Below are 22,774 nucleotides of genomic sequence, written 5' to 3'. Positions count from 1 at the left end.
AAATGAGAGCTTCATGGGCGCGCGGAGGTAAAGCGGGGCGGTTCGATCAGGCGCCAGATTGTCGGGCCGGTGCGGGTGCCTCCGGCGTCAGCAGCCCATCGAGCCGTTCCAGCGCAGCCAGGATCATCGCCTGCTCCCAGGAGGCAAGACCGGCGTAGCCCTGGCTGAAGCGCATCTGGAGCGGAAACGGTGAGGCCTTCAGCTTTTCCCGGCCGAGTTCGGTGACTTGCAGCATGACCTGCCGCTTGTCGGCAAGGCCACGCGTGCGCGTCACGAGCTGCGCCGCCACCAGGCGATCGACGATGTTGGTGATCGTCGCCTGTCCAAATCCCAGAGCGCTCGCGACGGCGCTCGGCGTGATCGTCTCGTGGCCTCCGATCTGCCGCAGCACCAGTGCCTGCGAGGAGGTAAGGCCCGTCGCGGCGGCCATTTTCCGGTTCTCCAGCTCGGCCGCGTCGAGAATTTTTCGCAGGGCCAGAAGTGCCGCCGGTGTGAGATCGATTTCCATGCCCGACAGCTAGCTTTCCTGCGGGTTTGCGCCAAGTATGAAGATGCTTCGAAAATCGAATTAATTGCAGTTCCATGACGGTGTGAAAACGAACTTTTCGACACCGTGCTGTTGCGCATCTCCTCGCAATCCCTATGGTAATACGCGAGAACCACGAATGACATGGCAACAGCCAAGCACGCGAACGTGCTTCGGAGGGTGAAGTAATATTTGATGATAATGTGAATGAAGTTCGCCCGCGGAGCGATTCCGCGAGCCCAATCCGCGCGCGTGACGAGGGCGGCGTCGCGGAAGGAAATTCCGGCGCTGCTATTGTCCTGCGCGAACCCAGTGCCGAGGACGGGCCTGCCGTTTCCGCCTTGATCGCGGCCTCGCCGCCGCTCGACGGCAACTCGGCCTACTGCAATCTTCTCCAGTGCAGCGACTTTGCCGGAACTTGCGTGGTCGCCGAAAGAGAAGGCCGGCTGCTCGGCTGGATTTCCGCCTATCGTCCGCCCTCTCATCCCGACCGGATCTTCGTCTGGCAGGTCGCCGTGGCGGCCGAGGCGCGCGGGGAGGGCCTTGGCGGGCGCATGCTCGACGCCTTGATCGCCCGCAGCGCTTCGCGCGGCGCGCGTGAACTCACCACGACCATTACCGAGGCGAACGCGGCCTCCTGGGCTCTTTTCTCCGCCTTCGCGCGGCGCCACGGCGCCGTGCTGACGCGCTCCCCGCGCTTCGAACGCGATGCCCATTTCGCCGGAGCGCACGATACCGAATGGCAGGCGAGCATTTCGCCCCTGCCTTTCACTCCGTCCACGTTCACTCCGTCCAACTGAACAGGAAATTCCTCCAGATGACGACGATTCCCCAGCCGAGCGCGCATGCGCCGGATACCAGCATCTATGACCGCCGCGAATCCCAGGTGCGCAGCTATTCGCGCACCATGCCCCGCCAGTTCGACCGCGCCGAAGGCGTCTGGCTGCACGACAGCAAGGGCGGGCGCTATCTCGATTTCCTGTCGGGCTGCTCCTCGCTGAACTACGGACACAATCATCCGGTGCTGAAGCAGGCCCTGATCGACTATATCGCCCGTGACGGCGTCACCCATGCGCTCGACCTCCACACCAAGGCCAAGAGCGAGTTCCTGCGCACTTTCGAGGAAGTGATCCTGGAGCCGCGCGGGCTCGACTATCGGGCGATGTTCACCGGTCCCACCGGCACCAATGCCGTCGAGGCGGCCATCAAGCTGGCGCGCAAGGTGACGGGGCGCGAGATGGTGATCGCTTTCACCAACGGCTTCCACGGCATGACGCTGGGCGCGCTGGCATGTACCGGAAACGCGGGCAAGCGCAGCGGCGCGGGCGTGCCGCTCAGCCATGTCAGCCATGAACCGTTCGACGGCTACTACGGGCCGGATGTCGATACGGCCGAACTGCTGGAACAGCGCCTGTCGGATCCGTCCAGCGGGCTCGATGCGCCTGCGGCCTTCCTCGTCGAGACCGTGCAGGGCGAAGGCGGCCTCAATGCCGCTTCGCCCGAGTGGCTGCGCCGGATCGCCGCCATCGCCCGCAAGCACGGCGCGCTGCTGATCGTGGACGACATCCAGGCCGGTTGCGGCCGCACCGGCGGCTTCTTCAGCTTCGATGGCATGGGCTTCACGCCCGATATCGTCACGCTGGCCAAGTCGCTCTCCGGCATGGGCCTGCCCTTCGCGCTGACCCTGATGCGGCCGGAATTCGATCAGTGGTCCCCCGGCGAGCACAACGGCACGTTCCGGGGCAACAACCACGCTTTCGTGACGGCCACGGCGGCCCTACGCGAATTCTGGGCGGATCCGGCCTTCGCCGACGATATTGCCCGCCGCGGCGGCATCCTGGAGCGCCGCCTCGAAGCGATCGCCGTCCGCCACGGTCTGTCCACCCGCGGCCGGGGCATGATGCGCGGCATCGATGTGGGCAGCGGCGAGGTGGCCGGAAAGATCACCGCCGCCTGCTTCGCGCAGGGCCTGATCATCGAGACCAGCGGCGCTTACGACGAGATCGTCAAGGTGCTGGCACCGCTGGTGATCGACGATGCCCTGCTCAACGCCGGTCTCGATATTCTGGAAGAAGCCGTGGCCGAGGCGCTCCCCGCGCTCGCCGCGACCCGCAAGCTCGGCGTCGCCGCCTGAGCCCGATCCCAGCATAAAGGAATTAACCAATGATCGTTCGTAATCTCGAAGATATCCGCAAGTCCGACCGTCATGTCCAGGGCAAGGGCTGGGTCAGCGACCGCCTGCTGCTCAAGGACGACGACATGGGCTTCTCGTTCCACGTCACCACGATGTTCGCGGGCGAGGAACTGCACATGCACTACCAGAACCATCTGGAAGCCGTGCTCGTCCTTCAGGGCAGCGGCACGATCGAGGATCTCGGCACCGGCGAGACCCACGAACTGAAGCCGGGGGTGATGTATGCGCTCAATGCCCATGACCGCCATATCGTGCGCCCGGTGGAGGACATTCTCTGCGCCTGCACCTTCAATCCGCCCGTCACCGGCCGCGAGGTCCATGACGAGAACGGCGCCTATCCGGCTCTGGCTGACTGAGGGAGGGACAGGCAAACGATGCAGGATCTCTATCCCACCCGATGCGAAAGCGAACCCAGGCTCCAGCCGCGCGGCGAACCCGTTGCGCGGCGGGCCTGGCATCCCGCCGCGCCGCTGACCGCAACCCAGGTCGAACAGTTCGACCGGAACGGCTATCTCGTGCTGGAAAACCTGTTTTCCGCGCAGGAAGTCGCCGCACTGCAGGCTGAAACCGGACGCCTCCTGGCCGACCCCGCCGGCCTCAAGGACGAGACGGTCATTGCCGAACCCGGCAGCCGGGAAGTCCGCTCGATCTTCGAGATCCACGCCCAGAGCGACGTCATGGCCCGCCTTGCCGCGGACCGGAGGCTGGCCGGTGTCGCCGCCTTCCTGCTCGACGACGAGGTCTACCTCCACCAGACCCGGCTCAATTACAAGCCGGGCTTCGCGGGCAAGGAATTCTACTGGCATTCCGATTTCGAGACCTGGCATGCCGAGGACGGGATGCCCGCGATGCGGGCGCTGTCCATGTCGGTGCTGCTGGCGGAGAACACGCCGAACAACGGGCCGCTCATGGTGATCCCCGGCTCGCAGGGGACTTTCGTGTCCTGCGTCGGCGAAACGCCGCAGGACCATTACCGCCAGTCCCTGCGTCGCCAGGAATACGGCGTTCCCGACGAACTCAGCCTGGCCGAGCTGGCCGATCGCCACGGGATCGACGCGCCGGTCGGCAAGCCGGGTACGGTGGTGGTGTTCGACTGCAACATCATGCACGGCTCCAACGGGAACATCACGCCTTTCCCGCGCGCCAATGCCTTTCTGGTCTATAACGCCGCGAGCAATCGCCTGACGACGCCCTATGCCGCGCCCGCGCCGCGTCCCGAATTCATCGCCGCGCGCGATTTCGCGCCGGTAGTGCCGATTTCCGGCGCAATCGAGGGACTTGTCGAGGGAGTAGCGGCATGACGGGAACGCACAGCGTCGAAAAGATCGGCGGCACGTCCATGGCTGCCACCTCCACCGTCTTCGAGAACGTGCTGATTGCCGGACGCAAGGGCGCGGATCTCTACAACCGGATCTTCGTGGTCTCGGCCTATGCCGGGATGACCGATCTGCTGCTCGAGCACAAGAAGAGCGGCGAGCCGGGCGTTCACGGCCATTTCGTGCGCAACGAGGCGCCGGGCGCATGGCGCACCGCGCTGACCGAAGTGCTGGGCGCCATGTGGGCGCGCAATGCCGAAATGTTCGCGCGCCCGGAAAGCCGCGAGGAAGCGGACCGTTTCGTCGCAGAGCGGATCGCCGCGCTGGAATCCTGCCTCGACGATCTCGATCGCCTGCGCCGCCACGGCCATTTCCGCCTCTCCGAGCAGATCGCCACCTTGCGGGAGATGCTGGCCGGTCTGGGCGAGGCCCATGCGGCGCACTCCACGGCGCTGCTTATGCGCGATCGCGGCGTCAATGCCGTCTTCGTCGATCTTTCCGTCTGGAGCCAGGACGATCTGGTCGATCTCGACGAACGCATCCGCAGTGCCTTCGCTTCGATCGATCTTGCAAGCGAGATGCCGATCGTTACCGGCTACGCGGGCTGCGAAGGCGGCATGGTGCGCCGCTATGCCCGCGGCTACTCCGAGATGACTTTCTCCCGCATCGCTGTCGTCACCGGCGCGCGCGAGGCGGTCATCCACAAGGAGTTCCATCTCTCCAGCGCGGATCCCCGTCTCGTCGGCGAAAGCCGGGCGCGCAAGATCGGGTGGACCAACTATGACGTGGCCGACCAGCTCGCGAACCTGGGCATGGAAGCGATCCATCCGCGTGCGGGCAGGGGCCTGCGCCAGTCGGGTATCCCGCTGCGCGTCCGCAACACGTTCGAACGTCATGACGAGGGCACGCTGATCGAGGGCGACTACGTTTCGAAAGCACCGCGCGTGGAGATCGTCACCGGGCTCGCTTCGGTCCAGGCCCTGCAATTCTTCGAGCAGGACATGGTGGGAGAGAAGGGCTACGACGCGGCGATCCTGGAAACGCTGACCCGCCACGGCGCCTGGATCGTCAGCAAGAGTTCCAACGCCAATACCATCACCCATTACCTCAGCGGCACCGGCAGCGAACAGGCCGCGCAGATCGTCGATGACTTGCGCGCGCAGTGGCCCGGATCGGTGGTGACCGCGCAGGAAGTGGCGATGGTCTCGGTGATCGGCAGCGACTTGTCCGAGCCCGGACTGGTACCCCGCGCCCTTGCCGCGCTGGACGGCGCGGGCATCGGCCTCGTCGCGCTCCAGCATCAGATCCGTAACGTGGACGTCCAGTTCATCGTCGCGGCGCAGGACTTCGAGGAAGCCGTCCGCGCCCTCCACGCGGCCCTGGTCGAGGCAGGCACCGCCACCGACCGCGCCGCGGCCTGACCGGGAAAAGGCGCCCTTTGCCGCACTCCGGCGGAACGGGCGCCGCATCATCATGCTAGCATCGACATCATGCTAAAGGCCATCCTTCCCGTCCGCAGCCTGCTGATCGCCATCTTCCTGCTCATGGCGGGCGGCGGGTTCCTCAACACGCTCGTCGCGTTGCGGCTGGAACGGGCGGGAAGCGGTGCGCTGGCGATAGGTCTCGTCGGCACCGCCTATTTCGCCGGGCTCACCCTGGGGTCGGTCCGCGTGCCAGCCCTGGTCGGGCGCATCGGCCATATCCGGGCCTTCGCGGCCTTCGTCACGCTGCTGAGCGCGGATACGCTGGCCTATGCGCTCCATACCCATGCCGTGTTCTGGGGCGCGCTGCGCTTCCTCGATGGACTGTGCCTGGCGGGGATCTACGTCTGCGTGGAAAGCTGGCTGAACGAGCGCGCCGAACCGGATCGGCGGGGCATGGTGCTGGCCGGCTACATGATCATGCTCTACGGCGGGCAGGCGGCGGGGCAGTTCCTCATCCGCCTGGGAGCGGGGGGACCGGCGGTGCCGCTGCTGGTGGGATCGATCCTGATTTCCCTGGCGGCCATCCCTGTGCTGCTGACCCGGATCGCCGCGCCCGAAACGGGCGATTTCGCGCCGCTGCCGTTTCGGGAACTCTACCAAACCTCGCCTCTCGGCATGGTCGGTGCCGGGCTGACCGGCGTGATGCTCGGCGCTTTCTATGCGCTTGGCGCCGTGTTCGCGCGCCGGCTGGGCATGGATCTTTCGCAGACCACCCTGTTCATGAGCGTGGTGATCCTGGGCGGCGTGGTGCTGCAATGGCCGCTCGGCTGGCTGTCCGACCGCATCGACCGCCGCAAGGTCATCGTGCTCGCTTTCGCCGGAACGCTGGCCGCCGCGCTGACGATCGCCCTCACGGCGGAGGCGGGGGTGCTGCTGCTCGGGCTCGGCGCCCTGTTCGGAGGGCTGAGTTTCGCGCTCTATCCCTTGTGCGCGGCCCATACCAACGACCACCTCGCGCCGGAAAAGCGGGTGGCGGCGAGCGGCGGTCTCGTGCTCGTCTATTCGCTGGGCGCCGCTGCCGGACCGGCCACGGGATCCCTGGCCGTGTCTCTGACCGGGGCTTCGGGACTGTTCCTGTTCATTGCCGCCTGTGCGAGCGCCGCGCTTTCGTTCGCGCTGCTGCGGCAGGCGAAGTCGGCCCCCGTGCCCGCCCACCTTCAGGAAAACTACGTCGGCCTGCCGCGCACCTCGCCGCTGGCCGCTTCGCTCGATCCGCTCGCCTCGGAAACATCCGCAGCACCGGACGAGCCCGGGGAAACAGGGAGCCGTCATTGAATCCGCCCGCCAGAATACTGCCCGCTCAAATACAAAGCGCCGCGCCGCGTGACTTGCGCAGAGCCATCTCCGCATCCGCCATCGGCAATGCCACCGAGTGGTTCGATTACGGGATCTACGCCTATGGCGTGAGCTACATTTCCGCCGCCCTGTTTCCCGGCGAGACGGCGGAGGCGACGCTGTTCGCGCTTGCCACTTTTGCGATCTCGTTCCTGGTGCGTCCGCTCGGCGGCCTGTTCTGGGGGCCGCTGGGAGACCGCTATGGCCGCAAGGCCGTGCTCGGCCTGACGATCCTGCTCATGGCCGGTGCCACTGTCGGCGTCGGTCTCATCCCCTCCTATGCCGCGATCGGCGGCTGGGCACCCGCGCTGCTCGTGGTCCTGCGCATGGTGCAGGGCTTCTCCACCGGTGGCGAATACGGCGGTGCCGCGATCTTCATGGCCGAATATGCCCCGGACGGGAAGCGCGGCTTCTACGGCAGCTTTCTGGAAGTGGGCACCCTAGCCGGTTTCAGCGCCGGCGCCCTGCTGATGCTGGGCTTCTCGCTGCTGCTGGGGGATACGGCAATGCGCGAATGGGCCTGGCGCCTGCCGTTCCTGCTGGCCGGACCGCTGGGGTTGGTCGGCCTCTACTTGCGGGCGCGCATGGCGGAGACGCCATTGTTCCAGGAAGCGGAGGCACAGCGCGAAAGCGGAGAGGCGGAACCAGCCGGACTTCGCCACCTGCTTTCCCGCTATCGCCGCCCCCTGTTGGCGATGAGCGGCCTCGTCATCGCCCTTAACGTGGTCAACTACACGCTGCTGAGCTACATGCCGACCTATCTGGAGCGCCGTCTCGGCCTTGCCACCGACACGGCCCTGATCGTGCCGATCTCCGGCATGCTGTTCATGATGCTCCTGCTCCCGTTCGCCGGTGCCCTGTCCGACCGGATCGGTCGCAAGCCGATGTGGCGGGCATCGCTGCTGGGGCTCACCCTGCTGGTGATCCCGCTCTACCATCTCATGGGCCTAGGCCCGGTACAGGCGGCGATCGGCTACGTGCTGCTCGGCCTGCTCTATGTGCCCCAACTCGCGACGATTTCGGCGACCTTTCCGGCCTTCTTCCCCACCTCGGTGCGATTTGCGGGCTTTGCGCTGGCCTACAACCTGTCTACCTCGCTGTTCGGAGGCACGGCACCTGTCGTCAACGCCTGGCTCATCGATGTGACAGGCAACCCGCTGGTGCCTGCCTACGTCATGATCCTGGCCTGCCTCTGCGGTCTTCTCGCGCTCGAATTCACCCCGGAAAGCGCCGGAAAGCCGCTGCCAAGGACCTGAACAGGTCACCGTACCGATCCTTTTGAGGAACCGTCTTGCCTACCCCATCCCCATCGACTTTCCGTTTTCCAACCCTGGATCTGCCCTGGGCGAGCGAGCCCTGGATGCAGACGGGCATGGCCCTTCTCGCACTGCTGGCCGGTGCCGCCCTGGCGAACTGGGTCGCTAAGCGGATCGTGCTCAAGGGCGTGCTTCGCCTGCTCGGGCGCAGCCCGTTCGAAGCGGAAGCCCGGCATGTCGGCGCCATCGCCGCGCGCCTTTCGAACATCCTGCCGACCGTGATCGTGCAAGTGGGCATCGCCGCCGTGCCGGGGCTGCCGCCGGGGCTCGTCTCGCTCGTCCACAGCCTTTGCGCGGTGATCATCATCCTGACCCTCGCCCTTGCCGTGACAGCGACGCTGACGCTCGGCAACGAGCTATACCAGCGCCGCCCCGATGCCGGGAACCGGCCGATCAAGGGCTACGTCCAGGTGGCCAACCTGCTGGTCTATGCCGCAGCCGCGATCCTGGTCCTGGCGGCGCTGATGAACCAGTCGCCTCTGCTGCTCCTGTCAGGCCTCGGCGCCATGGCGGCGGTTCTCATGCTGGTTTTCAAGGACACGATCCTCTCGCTCGTCGCATCCGTGCAGATCGGTTCGAACGACATGGTGCGCGTGGGCGACTGGATCGAGATGCCCAAGCTCGATGCCAACGGCGATGTGATCGACATTGCCCTGCACACCGTGAAAGTTCAGAATTTCGACAAGACGATCACCACGATCCCCACTTATCGCCTGATTACGGAGAGCTTCCGCAACTGGCGGGGCATGTCCGAATCCGGCGGTCGCCGGATCATGCGTGCCTTGATGATCGACCAGAATTCGATCGGCTTTCTCGATGAGGCCGATCTTGCGAAATTCGCGCGGTTCGGTGTGCTGCGCGATTATCTCCGGCAGCGTCAGGACGAAGTGCAGGCTTGGAACCGGGAGCATGCTCCCAGCGAAGTCCTCGATGCACGGCGGTTGACCAACCTTGGCACTTTCCGCGCCTATGTCCTGGCCTATCTGAAGGCGCGGCCGGATATCGCCGACGACAAGACCCTGCTGGTGCGTCAGCTTGCGCCCAGCGAGAATGGCCTTCCGCTCGAAATCTATGCATTCGCGACAACGACGGTCTGGGCACAATATGAAACGATCCAGGCCGACATCTTCGACCATCTGCTCGCGGTCATGCCGGAATTCGGGCTGAGGATTTTCCAGCGACCGTCGGGATCGGATCTTGCGTTTCTCGCCAGGGACGCCGCATGTAGTCCTGAACGGGAAGGAAGCGCTTCCGCTTCCATGCCCTCTCGGTGGAACAGCTGATCCATGACTGCCCGTCTTTCTTCCGCCCTGCTGGGCCTTGCGACCGCCCTTTGTCTGGCCGCGCCGGATACCGGCATGGCTCAAGTCCGATCCCGCCTCGCGGATCAGGCCACATATGCCGATACCGTCGAGCTTTCGAGGAAGGCCGATCTCGTCGTGCTGGCGCGGGTCACGCGCATGGAGCCGGTTGCGGCGACGTCCGGCACGCTGCCGCCGACGCACCGGCGCTACTATGCACAGGCAACGACGCGCGCTCTGCTCTACGGCAAAAGCGGTATCGGCGGTTCGCTGCGCTATCTGGTGGACATGCCAGCGGAACCCGCGAACGGAGCAGCCGATCTGACCGGAAAGGACGTCTTCCTTTTCGCCTCGCGCGTCCCCGGTCGGCCCCAGGAACTCAAATTGGTCGAACCCACGGCGCAGCAACTCTGGTCGCCGGAACGCGAAAGCAGGCTGCAGTCGGTTCTGCGCGCGCTGGTTTCACCCGCAACATCGGCGCCGGTCACCCGCGTCAGGGAACTCGGCTTCGTGCAGGGTAACCTTGCGGAACGCGGGCTGACCCAGATCTTCCTGGATACGGCAAAAGGCCCGGCCACGATCTCCGTGCGGCACGAACCCGGCCAGTCGGCAAGCTGGGGCGTATCTTTCTCGGAAGTGGCAACAGGCGCATTGCTGCCGCCCGCGAAAGAGACACTCGCATGGTACAACCTCGCCTGCTTCCTGCCGCCTTCGCCCCCGCAGAGCGCTTACGTTTCGGGGACTTTCGCGGCCAAGCAGCAAGCCTACGCGGATTATCGCATGGTCTTGGCCGCGCTTGGCCCCTGTGCGCGCAGTTGACGCGGACCGGGCTCTCGTTGAGGTCTACCTTGCTTCGTTGATCGATGGAGAAGCGACGATGGCAAGCGCGGCCAGGATCGCTTCGCTTTCGGTCCGCAGCAGCCAGTCGGGGCTGGCCTCGAAGAACAGGACCCGTGCCGTTTCGTCGAGAACCAGCACGGCGGGCTGATCGATTTCATAGCTGTCGGTGCCAAGGGTCGCGCCGATCCAGGCCGCACCGGGTTCGACCCTCGGTTGCTCTTCCGGCAGGAACGTGATTCCGAGGCTGCGGGCCAGGGCATAGTCGGGATCGCTGGCGACGGTGAAACCCAGGGCGTGACGGTCGATGAGGCTGCGATCGACCGGGATCTGCGCGCTTGCTGCGACCAGGGGAATGCCTCTTTCACGCAAGTGCGGCCAGAGCGTTTCGTTGTAGTAGGGCAGGGCAATGTTGCAGGCCGGACAGCCGCCGAAACGGAAGAACAGCAGGACGGCCGGGCCCTGGGCAAGCAGGTCGTCGCGCGTCAGTTCGCGGCCGTCTTGATCGATCAGGGTGAACGGCGCGATGGCATCGCCGACTTGCGGCAACTTCGCGGGATCGTGACGTTCAGTGAGCAACCGGCGCTGCAAGGCATTGCGCGCCAGTTGGTCTTCATTCCAGGTGCGTACACGCTCAGCCTGCAATTCGGCAAAACGGTCCTCAAGGCTTTTACTCATCGTCTTGTTCCCGCGATACTGGTCCACCGCCAGTCTAGGAGGCGCGGGAAGGCGGGAATAACGAGAACAAATCGGGCTTTGTTTAAAATTTCAAATACGTGACCGCACGCTGGTTTATTGGCCTTCCGCTCTGCCTGAACCGAACCCTACCCCTAAAGCGTCGCCACGACTTCCCGAGCCAATTTTGCCAGCTGGCTGGTCGGGCCGTCGAGGCCTGGTGCCGTCTGAAGAATGCAGGAGACGTTGGGCAAGGCTGGCAGTCCCGGCTCCACGAGCGGTTGTTCGCGCAGGAACAGGTGCGTGCGGCAGGTAAGCCCCAATCCCGCATCGACTGCGGCGCGCAAGGCGGTGAGATTGGGGGTTTCGACGGAAATGCGATAGGATCGTCCGGCGTCTTCCAGTGCCCTGATCGCGGCCTCGCGAAAGCGGCAGGGGGGCTCCAGGACGGCGAGTTGCACGGTATCCTGCAAGGCAAGTTCGGGCTTGCCGTACCAGGCCATAGGCGCACTGGCGATGGCATTGGGATCGTTGTTGGCCGCAAATCCCAATACGATGTCCAACTGGCGCCGTTCGAGCTGACCGAGCAGTTCGGCCGTTCCGGCGACACGCGAATAGAGCTGGGCCTCCGGGTGCAGTTCCGCGAAGCGGGCGAGCAGGCCAGAGAGCAGCATTTCCGCAAAATCCTGCACCATGCCGATCCGGGCAGGCCCCGTGAAATGCCCTGCTGCGACGGCAGCCACGGCCTCATCGTGGATGCTGAGCACCTTGCGGGCGTAATCGAGCATGAGTTCGCCGGATGGCGTGAGCGTGAGACGCCGCCCTTCACGATGGAAAAGCGCCTGCTGGAGCAGCTCTTCCAGCCGCTTGATCTGGAGGCTCAGCGCTGACTGGCTGACGTAAACGCGTTCGGAAGCATGGAGCATGGAACCGGTATCGACGATCGCCACGAAGCTGCGAAGGAGATTGGTCGGAAGATTGACGGGCATGCTCGAATCACTCGCGGTTGGAAGGTCGGCGCCGAGACAGGTAGGCTGTCCTGCATTCTCAACCAAATTAGTAGAAATTGCAGCATTGATTGCAATCCTTGTTCGTGGCCTTGTTCGTGACTCCTGCGTTCCGGCGCGGAACTCGCCTTGAATCCGGCACGCCTGATCGAGACGACCGCCAGCTTTTCCAGGCTCTATGAGCATCGCTGATACCTGAATCGGCAAAACTCAATTGAATAGGTTGAGAATGCTGTGTCTTCTTTCGGCCGATCCTGGACGAAAGAACCGATGACCCCGACCCGACGCCTCATTGCCCGTCTAACCAGCGCCCGATGGCTTTCTCCCCTGGTCTTCCTGGCCGCCTGGGAAGCAGGCTCCCGTCTCGGGCTCATCCCCGAGCGCACATTGGCCGCGCCTTCGAAAGTCGTGGCAACGCTTTGGGGCATGGCGATCTCTGGCGAGCTTGCGGCGAACCTGTGGGTCTCGTTCCTGCGGATCGCTCTGGGGCTGGTGATCGGCGTCACCATCGGCGTGGTGCTGGCACTCGTGGCCGGTCTTTCCCGGCAGGGGGAAGTGGCGGTCGATCCGCTCATGCAGATCAAGCGCACGATACCGACACTGGCCCTGACCCCGCTGTTCATAGTCTGGTTCGGCATCGGTGAAACGCCGAAGGTGGCGCTCATTGCCTTCGCCTCGATATTTCCCGTCTATCTCAACCTCTACAGCGGTATCCGGGGCGTCGATCTTCGGCTGCTCGAAGGGGCTCGGAGTTTCGGCCTCAGCCGTGCCGAACTGGTCTTTCACGTCATTCTGCCGGGAGCCTTGCCGTCGCTGCTGGTCGGCCTGCGCTATTCGCTGTCCGTGGCGATCCTGGTTCTGGTCGTGGCCGAACAGATCAATGCATCGGCCGGGCTGGGTTACCTGATCAATAACGCCCGCGATTTCATGCGCACCGACATCATCGTCGTGTGCCTTATGATCTACGCGGGTCTCGGTCTGACCGCGGACGCGCTGGTGCGCGCGGTCGAGGGGCGCGCCCTTGCTTGGCGGCCCAGCATTGTCACGCAGTGAACGGCGCCATTCCGGGCCCTTGGCGGGCTCAGCCAATCCTACCGGAGCATAAGAATATGAACGCTCGAACCCATGGTCTGCGCCGCTCGCAGCCACAGCTTCCGCCTCGGCAGCCGGTGGTGCGCCTGAAGGATTTCGTCCGGCGTTTTGGCGAAACCACTGTCATTTCGGGCCTAGATCTCGAAATCGCGCCGGGCGAGTTCGTGGCGCTGCTCGGGCGTTCCGGGTCTGGAAAGACCACGCTGCTGCGGACCCTTGCGGGCCTGGATCCCGCGCCGGGGCAGGACGTGGTCGTGCCGGATTCCCGCGCCGTCGTGTTTCAAGATGCCCGCCTGCTGCCGTGGAAGAAAGTCTGGCGCAACGTCGCGCTCGGCCTGCGGCAGGGTGATGTACGGCGATGGGCCGAGGATGCCCTGCGCGAGGTCGGCCTCGGCCACCGGCTGGAGGCATGGCCGCTGACGCTTTCCGGCGGCGAGGCGCAGCGCGTGGCGCTTGCCCGTGCTCTGGTGCGCGAACCGAGCCTGCTGCTGCTGGACGAGCCTTTCGCCGCGCTGGATGCGTTGACGCGGCTGCGGATGCACGAACTCGTGCTGTCGCTGTGGACGCGGCATCGCCCCGCGGTGATGATGGTCACCCACGATGTGGACGAGGCGATCGCGCTGGCGGATCGGATCGTCCTGCTCGATCAGGGCCGCATCGTCACCCAGGAGCGGATAGAGGCCCCGCGCGGCGAGCGCGGCCATGTCGCGCGCGGTCTGCGCGACCGCCTGCTGCGTGCGCTCGGCGGTCATCTGTCCGACGGTCCTTCGCCTGCCGAGGTCATCGCGCTTCATGCCGGAGGTCTGGCATGAACGCGCCGGTCTCTCTCGCGGTCCCGGTGCATGACATCGCTCCGCTGCGCCGTTTCGTGACGGGGTTTGCCGATATCCTCGACAGCGGCGCCGGGCAGGCAGCGATCCTTGAACGCGGTGGCAATCTGCTGGCGCGTCTGGTGGCGCAGGACGATTGGCTGCCCGAAGCCTTCGCCCGCCCGCACCCCGAGCGCTACCAGCAATACCTGCTCCATTGCGACAGCGCCGAGCGCTTCAGCGTCGTCTCCTTCGTCTGGGGGCCGGGGCAGGCGACGCCGGTTCACGATCACCGCGTCTGGGGCCTCGTGGGCGTCCTGCGGGGGGCGGAGACAGTGCGGAACTACCGCCGCCGGGAAGACGGCACGCTCCTGCAAGCCGGGGCGACCGGAGAACTGCGGGCAGGCGAAGTCGAAGCGATCGATCCGCAGGCGGGCGACATTCACCGCGTCGCCAATGCCTTTGCCGATCGCGTCTCGATCTCGATCCACGTCTACGGCGCCAATATCGGCGCGGTCGAGCGCGCGACCTACCGCGACAGTGGGGAGGAGCGTCCTTTCATCTCGGGCTATGCAAACGCGGTCCTGCCCAACCTCTGGAATGGAGTGATCCGGGCATGAGCGTTTCTCCAGAAGCCATTCGCAGCGCCTTGCTCGCCCGCCGCGAGATCGCCCTGATCGATGTACGGCAGGAGGCGCTGTTCGCGCTCGGCCATCCGCTGTTCGCCGCGCAGATTCCGCTGCAGCGCATCGCCCTCGAAGCGCCGTGGCGTATCCCGCGCCAGAATACCCCGATCGTCGTCTACGATGACGGAGAGGGATTGGCGGAACCGGCGCTGCATCAGCTGCGCGCGCTCGGCTATACGCAAGCCGATGTGCTGGAGGGCGGCCTCGCGGGCTGGAAGGCAGCGGGATACGAGTTGTTCGAGGACGTGAACAGCTATTCTAAGGCCTTCGGCGAACTGGTCGAGCATCGCCGCCATACGCCTTCTCTGCCTGCACCGGACGTGCTGGCGCTGATCGAGGAAAAGGCTGACATCGCCATTCTCGACGCGCGCCGCTTCGACGAATATGCGACAATGAGCATCCCCGGTGGGCGCAGCGTGCCGGGTGCCGAACTGGTATTGCGCGCGCCTGTCGCCGCGCCCGACCCGGACACGACGATCATCGTCAACTGCGCCGGCCGCACCCGCAGCATCATCGGTACCCAGTCGCTTATCAATGCCGGCTTGCCCAACCGCATCTTCGCGCTGCGCAACGGCACGATCGGCTGGACCCTGGCGGGGCAGGCTCTGGAAACCGGGCGCCAGGAGAGCGTGGAGAAGGGCGAGGGCAGCGGACACGATCTTGCCAGGGAACGTGCCCGCGACGTTGCCTATCGCGCCGGGGTGCGGCGGATCGACAGCGCCGACCTGAAGGGCTTGATCGCGGACAGCGATCGCACGCTCTATCGCTTCGACGTACGCCAGCCTGCCGACTTCGCCGCCGGGCACCCGGCTGGATTCCGCAACGCGCCGGGCGGCCAGCTCGTGCAGGAAACCGACCATTTCGCGCCCGTGCGCGGCGCGCGCATCGTGCTGGTCGACGACCTTGGCTCCCGCGCGGACATGACCGCTTCGTGGCTCGCCCAGCTCGGCTGGGAAGTGCTGGTGCTGGCGGATGCCTTCGACGGACCGCTCGAAACCGGTGACGACGGCGCGCCGCCGCCGCGCGGACCGCACGGCCGGTACAAGCGGCCCTATGAGGGCACCGACAACCGCGAGGCGGCCATGCAGGCCTATCTCGACTGGGAATATGGCCTTGTCGCGCAACTCGAGCGTGACGGCACCCACGGCTTCTTTGTCATCTGATCCCCCCCTTTATCTGATCCCTCAGGGAGTACGCGCATCATGACCGTCAAGTTCATCGGCTATATCGGCTTCAACGACAGTTCCGAGATCCACGCCGGTCCACGCTCACGCGTGCTGGACCGTGACTATGTGGACGCGGCCGCCCGCGCGCAGGAAGCGGGCGGGTTCGACCGGGTGCTGATTCCCTTCGGTTCCAGTTCGCCGGAGAGCCAGATCGTCGCCGCCCATGCCGCGGCGATCACCACGCGCCTCGGTTTCCTTGTGGCGCACCGGCCCGGTTTCACGCAGCCGACGCTGGCGGCGCGGCAGCTTGCCACGCTGGACCAGCTTTCCGGCGGACGCGTTGCGGTACACATCATTACCGGCGGCGCCGATGAAGAGATGGCGCGCGACGGGGACGTCCATACGCTGAAGGCCGAGCGCTACTTGCGCAGCGACGAATACCTGGACGTGCTCAAGCGCGAATGGGCGGAAGCCGCGCCCTTCGATCACTCCGGCCGCTTCTATGAGGTGCGCGGAGGCTTCAGCGCCGTGAAGCCGCAAAACCTGCCGGTCTTCTTCGGCGGTTCGTCGCCCGAGGCGATCGAGGTGGCCGGTCGCCATGCCGATGTCTACGCGCTCTGGGGCGAGACGCTGGAGCAGGTGGGCGAAGCGGTGCGTGCGGTGCGCCACGCCGCCGCGCAGCATGGGCGCAATCCCGGCTTCTCGCTCTCGCTGCGGCCGGTCATCGCCGACACCGAGGAAGCGGCCTGGAAGAAAGCCGATGCGATCACCGAGAAAGTGCGCGCGCAGCGCGAGGCGGCGGGCCTGCCCACCAGCGGTCACCGTCCGCCCAATGCCGGATCGCTGCGCCTGCTGGAAACGGCGCAGACCCAGCGCCGGGATACCCGCCTCTGGACCGGCGTGGCCGCGCTTACCGGCGCCGCGGGCAACAGCACCGGCCTTGTCGGCACGCCCGAACAGGTCGCCGATGCTCTTCTCGAATATTACGATATCGGCATCGATCACTTCCTGATCCGGGGCTTCGAACCGCTGGCCGACGCGATCGATTATGGCCGCGACCTGATCCCGCTGGTCCGCGCCAAGGTCGCCGCGCGCGAGGGCACGGACAAAGTCGCGCTGGCAGGCTGATTCCGGCCATCGGCGCTTTGGAAATACTCACCTTCCTATCAGCCATCCGCGTTGGTTCGGTTCCGCCTGCCCGCATAGCCTGAACCCACGCAGAAGGAGGAATGACATGAGCACCCGCCAACTCAAACTCGGTTTCATCCTGCACGGCGTCGGCCCCGGCTGGGACGACTGGCGCCACCCGGCAGCGCAAGTCGATGCCAGCACCAGCCTGTCGTTCTACACGCGGCAGGCACAGGTGGCCGAGCGCGGCAAGTTCGACTATCTTTTCGTGGCAGACAGCGTTTCGATCAACGCGCGCTCTTCTCCGCATTATCTCAACCGCTTCGAGCCGCTCACCATCCTCTCGGCAGTGGCGGCAGTGACGCATCGCATCGGTCTCGTGGGCACTGCCACGGTGAGCTATACCGAGGCCTACAACCTCGCCCGCCAGTTCGCCTCGCTCGACCACATCAGCGGCGGCCGGGCCGGATGGAACGTCGTCACCTCGTGGCTGGAGGGCAGCGCCGCCAATTTCGGGCGCGACAGGCACCTCGACCACGATGTGCGCTATCGCCTTGCCGAGGAATACCTCGAAGTCGTGAAGGGGCTCTGGGACAGCTGGGAGGATGACGCCCTGGTTCGCGACAAGGCCAGCGGCCAATTCCTCGATCCGGGCAAGCTCCACGAACTGAACCACAAGGGCGAGTTCCTTTCGGTGAAGGGCCCGCTCAACATCTCGCGCTCGCCGCAGGGTCAGCCGGTGATCTTCCAGGCGGGTTCCTCGGAGGATGGCCGCAACTTCGCCGCGCGTCATGCCGAGGCGATCTTCACTCATCAGGAGGATCTTGCCGAAGGCCAGGCCTTCTACGCCGACGTCAAGGCGCGGGCACGCGGTTTCGGCCGCGACCCGGAGCAGCTTCTGGTGCTTCCGGGCGGCCGGCCGGTGGTGGGCTCGACCGAGGAGGAGGCCGAGCGGCTCCATGGCGAACTGGCGGGTCTGGTCAGCCTGGAGAACGCCTTGCGGGCGCTGGGCCGCTCTTTCAACGACCACAATTTCAGCGTCTACGATCCCGAGGGGCCGTTCCCGCAACATGTCGCCGAAGAAGGCCGCAGGAGCAATCAGAGCGCGTCCGAGAAAGTGCTGAAAGCCGCTGAGCAGGGATTGACCCTTGGCGAGATCGCCCTGCGCGTCGCCACGCCGCGCAGCCATTTCACCGGCACGCCCGAACAGATCGCCGACCGCTTCCAGCTCTGGCTCGAACAGCGGGGATCGGACGGTTTCAATTTGTTTGAATCCCTCCCCGGACAGCTCGAGGTCTTCGTCGATCATGTCGTGCCGATCCTGCAGGCGCGGGGGATCTACAAGCGCGACTACCCCGGCGGCACCTTGCGCGAAACGCTGGGGCTGGAGGTTCCCGAAAACCGCAACACCGCCGCGCGCCTGCGCCGCGATGCCGCCTGACAGAACGCAAAGGAGAAGAATGATGGCCAGTACCGCTTCCACTTTCGACGTTTCGAGCGCCGGTCTCGTCATCCGTCCCGTGCAGCCGACCATCGGCGCCGAGGTGGAGGGCGTGGATCTTTCCAGGCCCCTGACCGACGAACTGCGCACCGCCATCCGCGCCGCGCTGCTCAAATGGAAGGTCCTGTTCTTCCGCGACCAGTCGATCGACGATGCACAGCAGGCGGCTTTCGCGGCGAACTTCGGCCCGCTCTACACCCATCCGACCACGCGCCACGACCCGGCGAACAAGGAAGTCCACGCCATCGCCGCGCGCGAGGACCGGGAATACGAAAAGAAGCTCGGCTACAAGCTCAGGGCGGGCGAGGCCTATCACACCGATACGAGCTGGCGGCTGGTGCCGACCTGGGGGGCGGTGCTGCGCGACGTGAACCTGCCCGAAGTGGGCGGCGATACGATCTGGGTCGACGCGAACCTGGCTTATGAAACGCTGTCGCCCGAGCTCAAGGCGCGCCTCGAAGGCAGGCATGTCACGCACAACTTCGTGCCCGCGCTGGAGCTTTCGGGGCACGATTACCCCATCGTCGCGCACAGGATCGTCCGCACCCACCGGGAGACTGGGCAGAAGATCCTCTGGGTCAATTTCTCGCAGCAACCGCAGATCCTCGGCCTGGAACTGTCCGAGAGCCGCGAACTGCTGGAGGAAGTGCTGCGCCAGTACAAGCGGCCGGACCTTCAGGCGCGCTTTTCCTGGCGTCCGGGAACGGTGGCGTTCTGGGACAACCGCGCCACGGTACACTTCGCGGTGCGCAACTACGGCGATTTCCCGCGCGAGCTGCACCGCATCCTGATCGCGGATGAACCGCTCTGGACGGACCTCTGATCTATGCTCGACAGACGTAACCTGCTTGCAGGACTTGCCACGACCGTCGCCCTGGCCGCTTGCGGCCGGGGCGGCGGCGCGGATGCGCAAGTGCTGCGCGTCGGCAGCCAGAAGGGCGGCACCAAATCGCTGATGCTGGCCTCCGGCGTGCTCGACGGCGCGCCGTACAAGGTCGAATGGTCGGAATTCCCGGCCGCGCAGAATCTGCTCGAAGCGCTCGGCAGCAGTGCGGTGGACCTTGGCCTTGTCGGCGATGCACCGTTCCAGTTCGCCTATCAGGCCGGAAGCCCGATCAAGGCGGTGGGCGCGCAGCGCACGCAGACAAGGCTGGCAGGGGCGTTGTCGATCCTGGTGCCGGCCCGTTCACCCGTCCATGACGGCAAGGGCCTGAAGGGCAAGCGGATCGCCACCACGCGCGGCAGCGTCGGTCATTATCTTGTGCTGCGTTCCCTGATCGCTTCCGGCTTGCGCTCCGAGGACGTCAGGATCGTGTTCCTCTCTCCCAGCGATTCCCGCGCGGCGCTCCAAAGCGGCGCCGTCGACGCCTGGTCCACCTGGATGCCCTATGTCGCGGCGGCCCAGGCGGAAGGGGATCGTATCGTCGTGGACGGTAAGGATTTCGTCCAGGGCTACGGTTTCGAGGTCGCACCCGAAAGCGCCATTGCGAGCAAGCGGGAGCAATTGTCCGATTTCCTCCGGCGAGAGGCGAAGGCGCTCGAATGGGCGAAAGGCCATGTCGATCAATATGGTGCGGTGTTGGCGAAGGAAACCGGCCTTCCGCCGCAGATCGCACGCGCAACGGCAGAGAAGAATGTTCGGCTGCGCGTGCCGATCGACAATGGTGTTATCAAGGATCAGCAGGTCGTTCTGAGTACATTCCAGAAATTTGGCGAGGTCAAATCCGCCAGGTCTCTTGATAATGCCTTTGAATTGAATGTCTGAATCAAGAAAAACTTGGATTGAGATTAGGCAATTCAATTTCAACTAAATTGGTTGAGATGGCACGAAGCTCTCGTGTTTCCAATTCGGGGGCTGATGTGAAAAATTTCTTGGTTTCCAGTTTACTTGCCGGCGCTTCACTTGTTGCCTTTTCACCGGCGCGGGCAGAAGAGATCGCCGAAGAAGTTCCCGCCGACGCGGCGGCAGCAGCCGCCGCCGAAGGGCCCGCCATCGTCGTTACCGGCGCGCGTGGGCGCATCCAGCGATCGGTTGCGGACAGCCCGGTGCCGATCGACGTGATCAGCCCGCAGGAACTGAAGAGCACCGGCCGCACCGGCCTCAAGGAAATCCTCGGCAATATCATCCCCTCGCTGAGCATGCCGGCACTGGGCGGCGGCGGCACTTCGGCAAGCGTTCGCCCGATCTCGATCCGCGGGCTCTCGGGCGATTACGTGCTGGTCCTCGTCAACGGCAAGCGTCGCCACACCACCTCGCTCATCAACAACCTCTCGCGCATTTCGGGCGGCTCTACGCCGGTGGACATCGATCTCATACCCACCAGCGCGGTGGGCCGGATCGAAGTCCTGAGAGACGGCGCGGCGGCGCAATACGGTTCGGACGCGATCTCCGGCGTCATCAACATCATCCTCGACAACACTCCGAGTGGCGGCGAACTGTCCGTCACAGGCGGCCAGCTCTACGAGAAGGGCGGGGCGCTGGCGCAAGTGTCCGGGTCCTACGGCACCCCGCTGGGCGACGGCGGTTTCGTGCGCTTTTCAGTAGAGGCGAAATATCATGACCGCGCAGATTCCTCGGCGGAACCGGTGCCTTATGTCTATCCCCTGGTGAACGGCCAGCCCGACCCGCGCGAGGCGGATGCGAACCACCTGATCGCAGGAGGTTATGGGCGCTCCAACCGCGACAAGATCGTCAATACCAGCTACAACGCCGAACTGCCGGTGGGTGACGATACCACGCTCTATTCGTTCTCCACGCTCAGCTACCGCAACATCAACGACGCACGCGGTGCCTACTTTGCCGCGCCGACCGGCTATGGCGGAGCGGCCAATACGTCCGGGGCCTCGGTTTTGCCGCAGCTCTATCCGGCGGGCTTCCAGGCCTATCGCCGCATCTGGGAATGGGACTGGCAGGCCGCGCTCGGGCTGCGGACCGAGTTTTTGGGCTGGTCGCTCGATGTTTCCAGCAGCTACGGTCGCGACAACGTGAAGCTGGGCGCGGAAAACACGCTCAACCCCTCGATCGGGCCGGACAGCAAGAGCAGTTTCTTCATGGGCCGCCAGAAGCAGGACCTGTGGGTGAACAACCTCGACCTGAGCCGCGACGTGGATATCGGCCTCGCAAGGCCGGTCAGCCTGTCGCTGGGCGTGGAGCACCGCTGGGAGCGCTTTCGCAACATTGCCGGGGAGCCGGACTCCTACCGTGACGGCGGCTACGTGATCCCGGTGGACGACACACCGTTCGGCCAGCTCTACGGCGGCCGCTCTCCTTCGCCGGGCCTCGTCTCGTTTACCGGCACATCCCCCGCCGACGAGTCCAGCATCAGCCGGAACAACCTGGCGGCCTATGTCGATGTCTCGACCGATCTGACGCCGGGCTGGTTCCTTGGCCTTGCCGGCCGGTTCGAGCATTATTCGGACAGTGCGGGCAATACGTTCAGCGCCAAGGCCTCCACCCGCGTGGAACTGGCCAGGGGCCTAGCCTTGCGCGGCGGCGTCAACACCGGCTTCCGTGCGCCTTCGCTGGCGCAGACGGCATTCTCGACCACGCAGAACACTGTCACGTTGATCGGGAACGAGCGCGTCTCCACCGTCTCCAAGTTCCTGCCGGTCAACAGCGCGGCGGCCGTCGCGCTTGGCGCCAGGCCGCTGAAGCCCGAGAAATCGCTGAACTTCACCGCGGGCGTCACCTATGAAACCGGCCCGTTCCGCCTCACCATCGACGCCTACCAGATCCGCATCGACGATCGCATCGTGAAAACGGAATTCCTGGGAACCGCCTCGAACGGCGGAAGCGCGATCAAGGACATTCTCGTCGCCAACGGCATCGACGACGTGGACAGTGCCCAGTTCTTCACCAATGCCATCGATACCCGCACGCGCGGCGTGGACGTGGTGGGCGAATATACGCTCGACACCGCTTCGCTGGGCACGTTCCGCCTCAACGCGGCCTACAGCTACAACCGGACGAAGATCCTCCATGTGATCGACAACCCGGAGGAACTCAGCAGCCTCAACGTCACCTTGTTCGGACGACAGGCGCAGCGCGACCTGGTGGTCGCGCTCCCTCGCAGCAAGGTCGTGCTGTCCAACAATTGGTCGCTGGGCAGGATCAGGGCGCTGCTCAGGGTCACGCGTTTCGGGAAGTACACGGAGTCCAGCAACGTTGCCGCGTCCGACCGTACATTCGGCGCGAAGTGGGTCACGGATGCAGAGCTTGGCTATCAGATCACCGACAATCTCGATATCGCGCTGGGCGCCAACAATCTCTTCGATGTCTATCCCAAGAGAAACGGCATCATCGCCGCCGACGGTTCGGGTGCCTACGGAAATTTCGCGCCGTTCGGGCTGAGCGGTGGTTTCTACTATGCCCGCTTGGGGATCAGGTTCTGAAGGTTCGGC

The 22,774-nt window shown here is 65.1% G+C and carries 21 protein-coding genes; 18 read left to right on the top strand and 3 right to left on the bottom strand.

From position 1 onward, the window contains the following. Positions 1–46 precede the first annotated feature (46 nt). Positions 47–508 (bottom strand): MarR family winged helix-turn-helix transcriptional regulator, encoded by a 462-nt coding sequence (locus NTCA1_RS15665; RefSeq protein ID WP_133084449.1) that lies wholly within the window; start codon positions 506–508, stop codon positions 47–49. Between the two features lie 311 nt (positions 509–819). Between NTCA1_RS15665 and ectA the strand changes: the two genes are divergently transcribed. The 9 genes from ectA (at position 820) to NTCA1_RS15620 (ending at position 10,291) form a co-directional block, all read left to right on the top strand. Then, positions 820–1,326 carry a diaminobutyrate acetyltransferase gene (gene ectA / locus NTCA1_RS15660; RefSeq protein WP_086491972.1) on the top strand — a complete coding sequence of 169 codons (507 nt, stop codon included), beginning with the start codon at positions 820–822 and terminating at the stop codon, positions 1,324–1,326. A 17-nt stretch (positions 1,327–1,343) separates the two neighbouring features. Further along, positions 1,344–2,660 carry a diaminobutyrate--2-oxoglutarate transaminase gene (gene ectB, locus NTCA1_RS15655; RefSeq protein WP_133084450.1) on the top strand — a complete coding sequence of 439 codons (1,317 nt, stop codon included), beginning with the start codon at positions 1,344–1,346 and terminating at the stop codon, positions 2,658–2,660. Between the two features lie 29 nt (positions 2,661–2,689). Continuing rightward, entirely contained in the window at positions 2,690–3,076 is a 387-nt protein-coding gene (locus NTCA1_RS15650) for an ectoine synthase (protein ID WP_086491890.1), read from the top strand. 18 nt (positions 3,077–3,094) lie between these two features. Continuing rightward, positions 3,095–4,021 (top strand): ectoine hydroxylase, encoded by a 927-nt coding sequence (gene thpD / locus NTCA1_RS15645; RefSeq protein WP_133084451.1) that lies wholly within the window; start codon positions 3,095–3,097, stop codon positions 4,019–4,021. Further along, complete coding sequence (locus tag NTCA1_RS15640; protein ID WP_133084452.1) at positions 4,018–5,457, top strand: aspartate kinase; 1,440 nt, start codon at positions 4,018–4,020, stop codon at positions 5,455–5,457. The genes thpD and NTCA1_RS15640 overlap by 4 nt, the downstream gene beginning before the upstream one ends. A gap of 69 nt (positions 5,458–5,526) precedes the next feature. Continuing rightward, on the top strand, positions 5,527–6,795 hold the full coding sequence (locus NTCA1_RS15635; RefSeq protein WP_133084453.1) for an MFS transporter: 1,269 nt from the start codon (positions 5,527–5,529) through the stop codon (positions 6,793–6,795). Positions 6,796–6,848: 53 nt separating this feature from the next. Next, positions 6,849–8,111, top strand: coding sequence for an MFS transporter (locus NTCA1_RS15630; RefSeq protein WP_236549363.1), 1,263 nt, complete (start codon positions 6,849–6,851; stop codon positions 8,109–8,111). A 116-nt stretch (positions 8,112–8,227) separates the two neighbouring features. Further along, the gene (locus tag NTCA1_RS15625; protein WP_306439296.1) at positions 8,228–9,454 is read left to right on the top strand and encodes a mechanosensitive ion channel family protein; all 1,227 of its coding nucleotides are present in this window, start codon (positions 8,228–8,230) and stop codon (positions 9,452–9,454) included. A gap of 3 nt (positions 9,455–9,457) precedes the next feature. After that, a complete protein-coding gene (locus tag NTCA1_RS15620) occupies positions 9,458–10,291 on the top strand; it encodes a hypothetical protein (RefSeq protein WP_133084456.1) in 834 nt (277 codons plus the stop codon). A 24-nt stretch (positions 10,292–10,315) separates the two neighbouring features. Here the strand turns inward: NTCA1_RS15620 and NTCA1_RS15615 are convergent, their stop codons facing one another. Together NTCA1_RS15615 and NTCA1_RS15610 are read right to left on the bottom strand one after the other, a co-directional pair. Next, on the bottom strand, positions 10,316–10,987 hold the full coding sequence (locus tag NTCA1_RS15615; protein WP_133084457.1) for a peroxiredoxin-like family protein: 672 nt from the start codon (positions 10,985–10,987) through the stop codon (positions 10,316–10,318). Between the two features lie 152 nt (positions 10,988–11,139). Next, positions 11,140–11,973, bottom strand: coding sequence for a LysR substrate-binding domain-containing protein (locus NTCA1_RS15610; protein ID WP_086491897.1), 834 nt, complete (start codon positions 11,971–11,973; stop codon positions 11,140–11,142). 288 nt (positions 11,974–12,261) lie between these two features. Between NTCA1_RS15610 and NTCA1_RS15605 the strand changes: the two genes are divergently transcribed. The 9 genes from NTCA1_RS15605 to NTCA1_RS15565 all read left to right on the top strand — a co-directional run bounded on the left by NTCA1_RS15605 (position 12,262) and on the right by NTCA1_RS15565 (position 22,765). Continuing rightward, complete coding sequence (locus tag NTCA1_RS15605) at positions 12,262–13,044, top strand: ABC transporter permease (protein WP_133084458.1); 783 nt, start codon at positions 12,262–12,264, stop codon at positions 13,042–13,044. Between the two features lie 56 nt (positions 13,045–13,100). Continuing rightward, positions 13,101–13,895, top strand: a complete 795-nt coding sequence (locus NTCA1_RS15600; RefSeq protein ID WP_133084459.1) for an ABC transporter ATP-binding protein — start codon at positions 13,101–13,103, stop codon at positions 13,893–13,895. After that, a complete protein-coding gene (locus tag NTCA1_RS15595; RefSeq protein WP_133084460.1) occupies positions 13,892–14,512 on the top strand; it encodes a cysteine dioxygenase in 621 nt (206 codons plus the stop codon). Before NTCA1_RS15600 ends, NTCA1_RS15595 begins: the two co-directional genes overlap by 4 nt. After that, positions 14,509–15,741: a rhodanese-like domain-containing protein gene (locus NTCA1_RS15590; RefSeq protein ID WP_086491901.1), complete on the top strand. Its 1,233-nt coding sequence runs from the start codon at positions 14,509–14,511 to the stop codon at positions 15,739–15,741. Before NTCA1_RS15595 ends, NTCA1_RS15590 begins: the two co-directional genes overlap by 4 nt. Before the next feature lie 39 nt (positions 15,742–15,780). Further along, positions 15,781–16,872, top strand: coding sequence for an LLM class flavin-dependent oxidoreductase (locus NTCA1_RS15585; RefSeq protein WP_133084461.1), 1,092 nt, complete (start codon positions 15,781–15,783; stop codon positions 16,870–16,872). Between the two features lie 106 nt (positions 16,873–16,978). Further along, positions 16,979–18,313, top strand: coding sequence for an LLM class flavin-dependent oxidoreductase (locus tag NTCA1_RS15580; RefSeq protein WP_133084462.1), 1,335 nt, complete (start codon positions 16,979–16,981; stop codon positions 18,311–18,313). A 22-nt stretch (positions 18,314–18,335) separates the two neighbouring features. After that, positions 18,336–19,196, top strand: a complete 861-nt coding sequence (locus NTCA1_RS15575) for a TauD/TfdA family dioxygenase (protein WP_133084463.1) — start codon at positions 18,336–18,338, stop codon at positions 19,194–19,196. Positions 19,197–19,199: 3 nt separating this feature from the next. Continuing rightward, the gene (locus NTCA1_RS15570; protein WP_086491904.1) at positions 19,200–20,138 is read left to right on the top strand and encodes an ABC transporter substrate-binding protein; all 939 of its coding nucleotides are present in this window, start codon (positions 19,200–19,202) and stop codon (positions 20,136–20,138) included. Positions 20,139–20,245: 107 nt separating this feature from the next. Further along, positions 20,246–22,765, top strand: a complete 2,520-nt coding sequence (locus NTCA1_RS15565) for a TonB-dependent siderophore receptor (RefSeq protein ID WP_133084607.1) — start codon at positions 20,246–20,248, stop codon at positions 22,763–22,765. Positions 22,766–22,774 lie beyond the last annotated feature (9 nt).

Source organism: Novosphingobium sp. TCA1 (genome assembly GCF_009811895.1).
Taxonomy (GTDB): domain Bacteria; phylum Pseudomonadota; class Alphaproteobacteria; order Sphingomonadales; family Sphingomonadaceae; genus Novosphingobium; species Novosphingobium panipatense_A.
The sequence above is the reverse complement of the archived record's forward strand: the minus strand, read 5'-3'. Positions and strand labels throughout refer to the sequence as shown.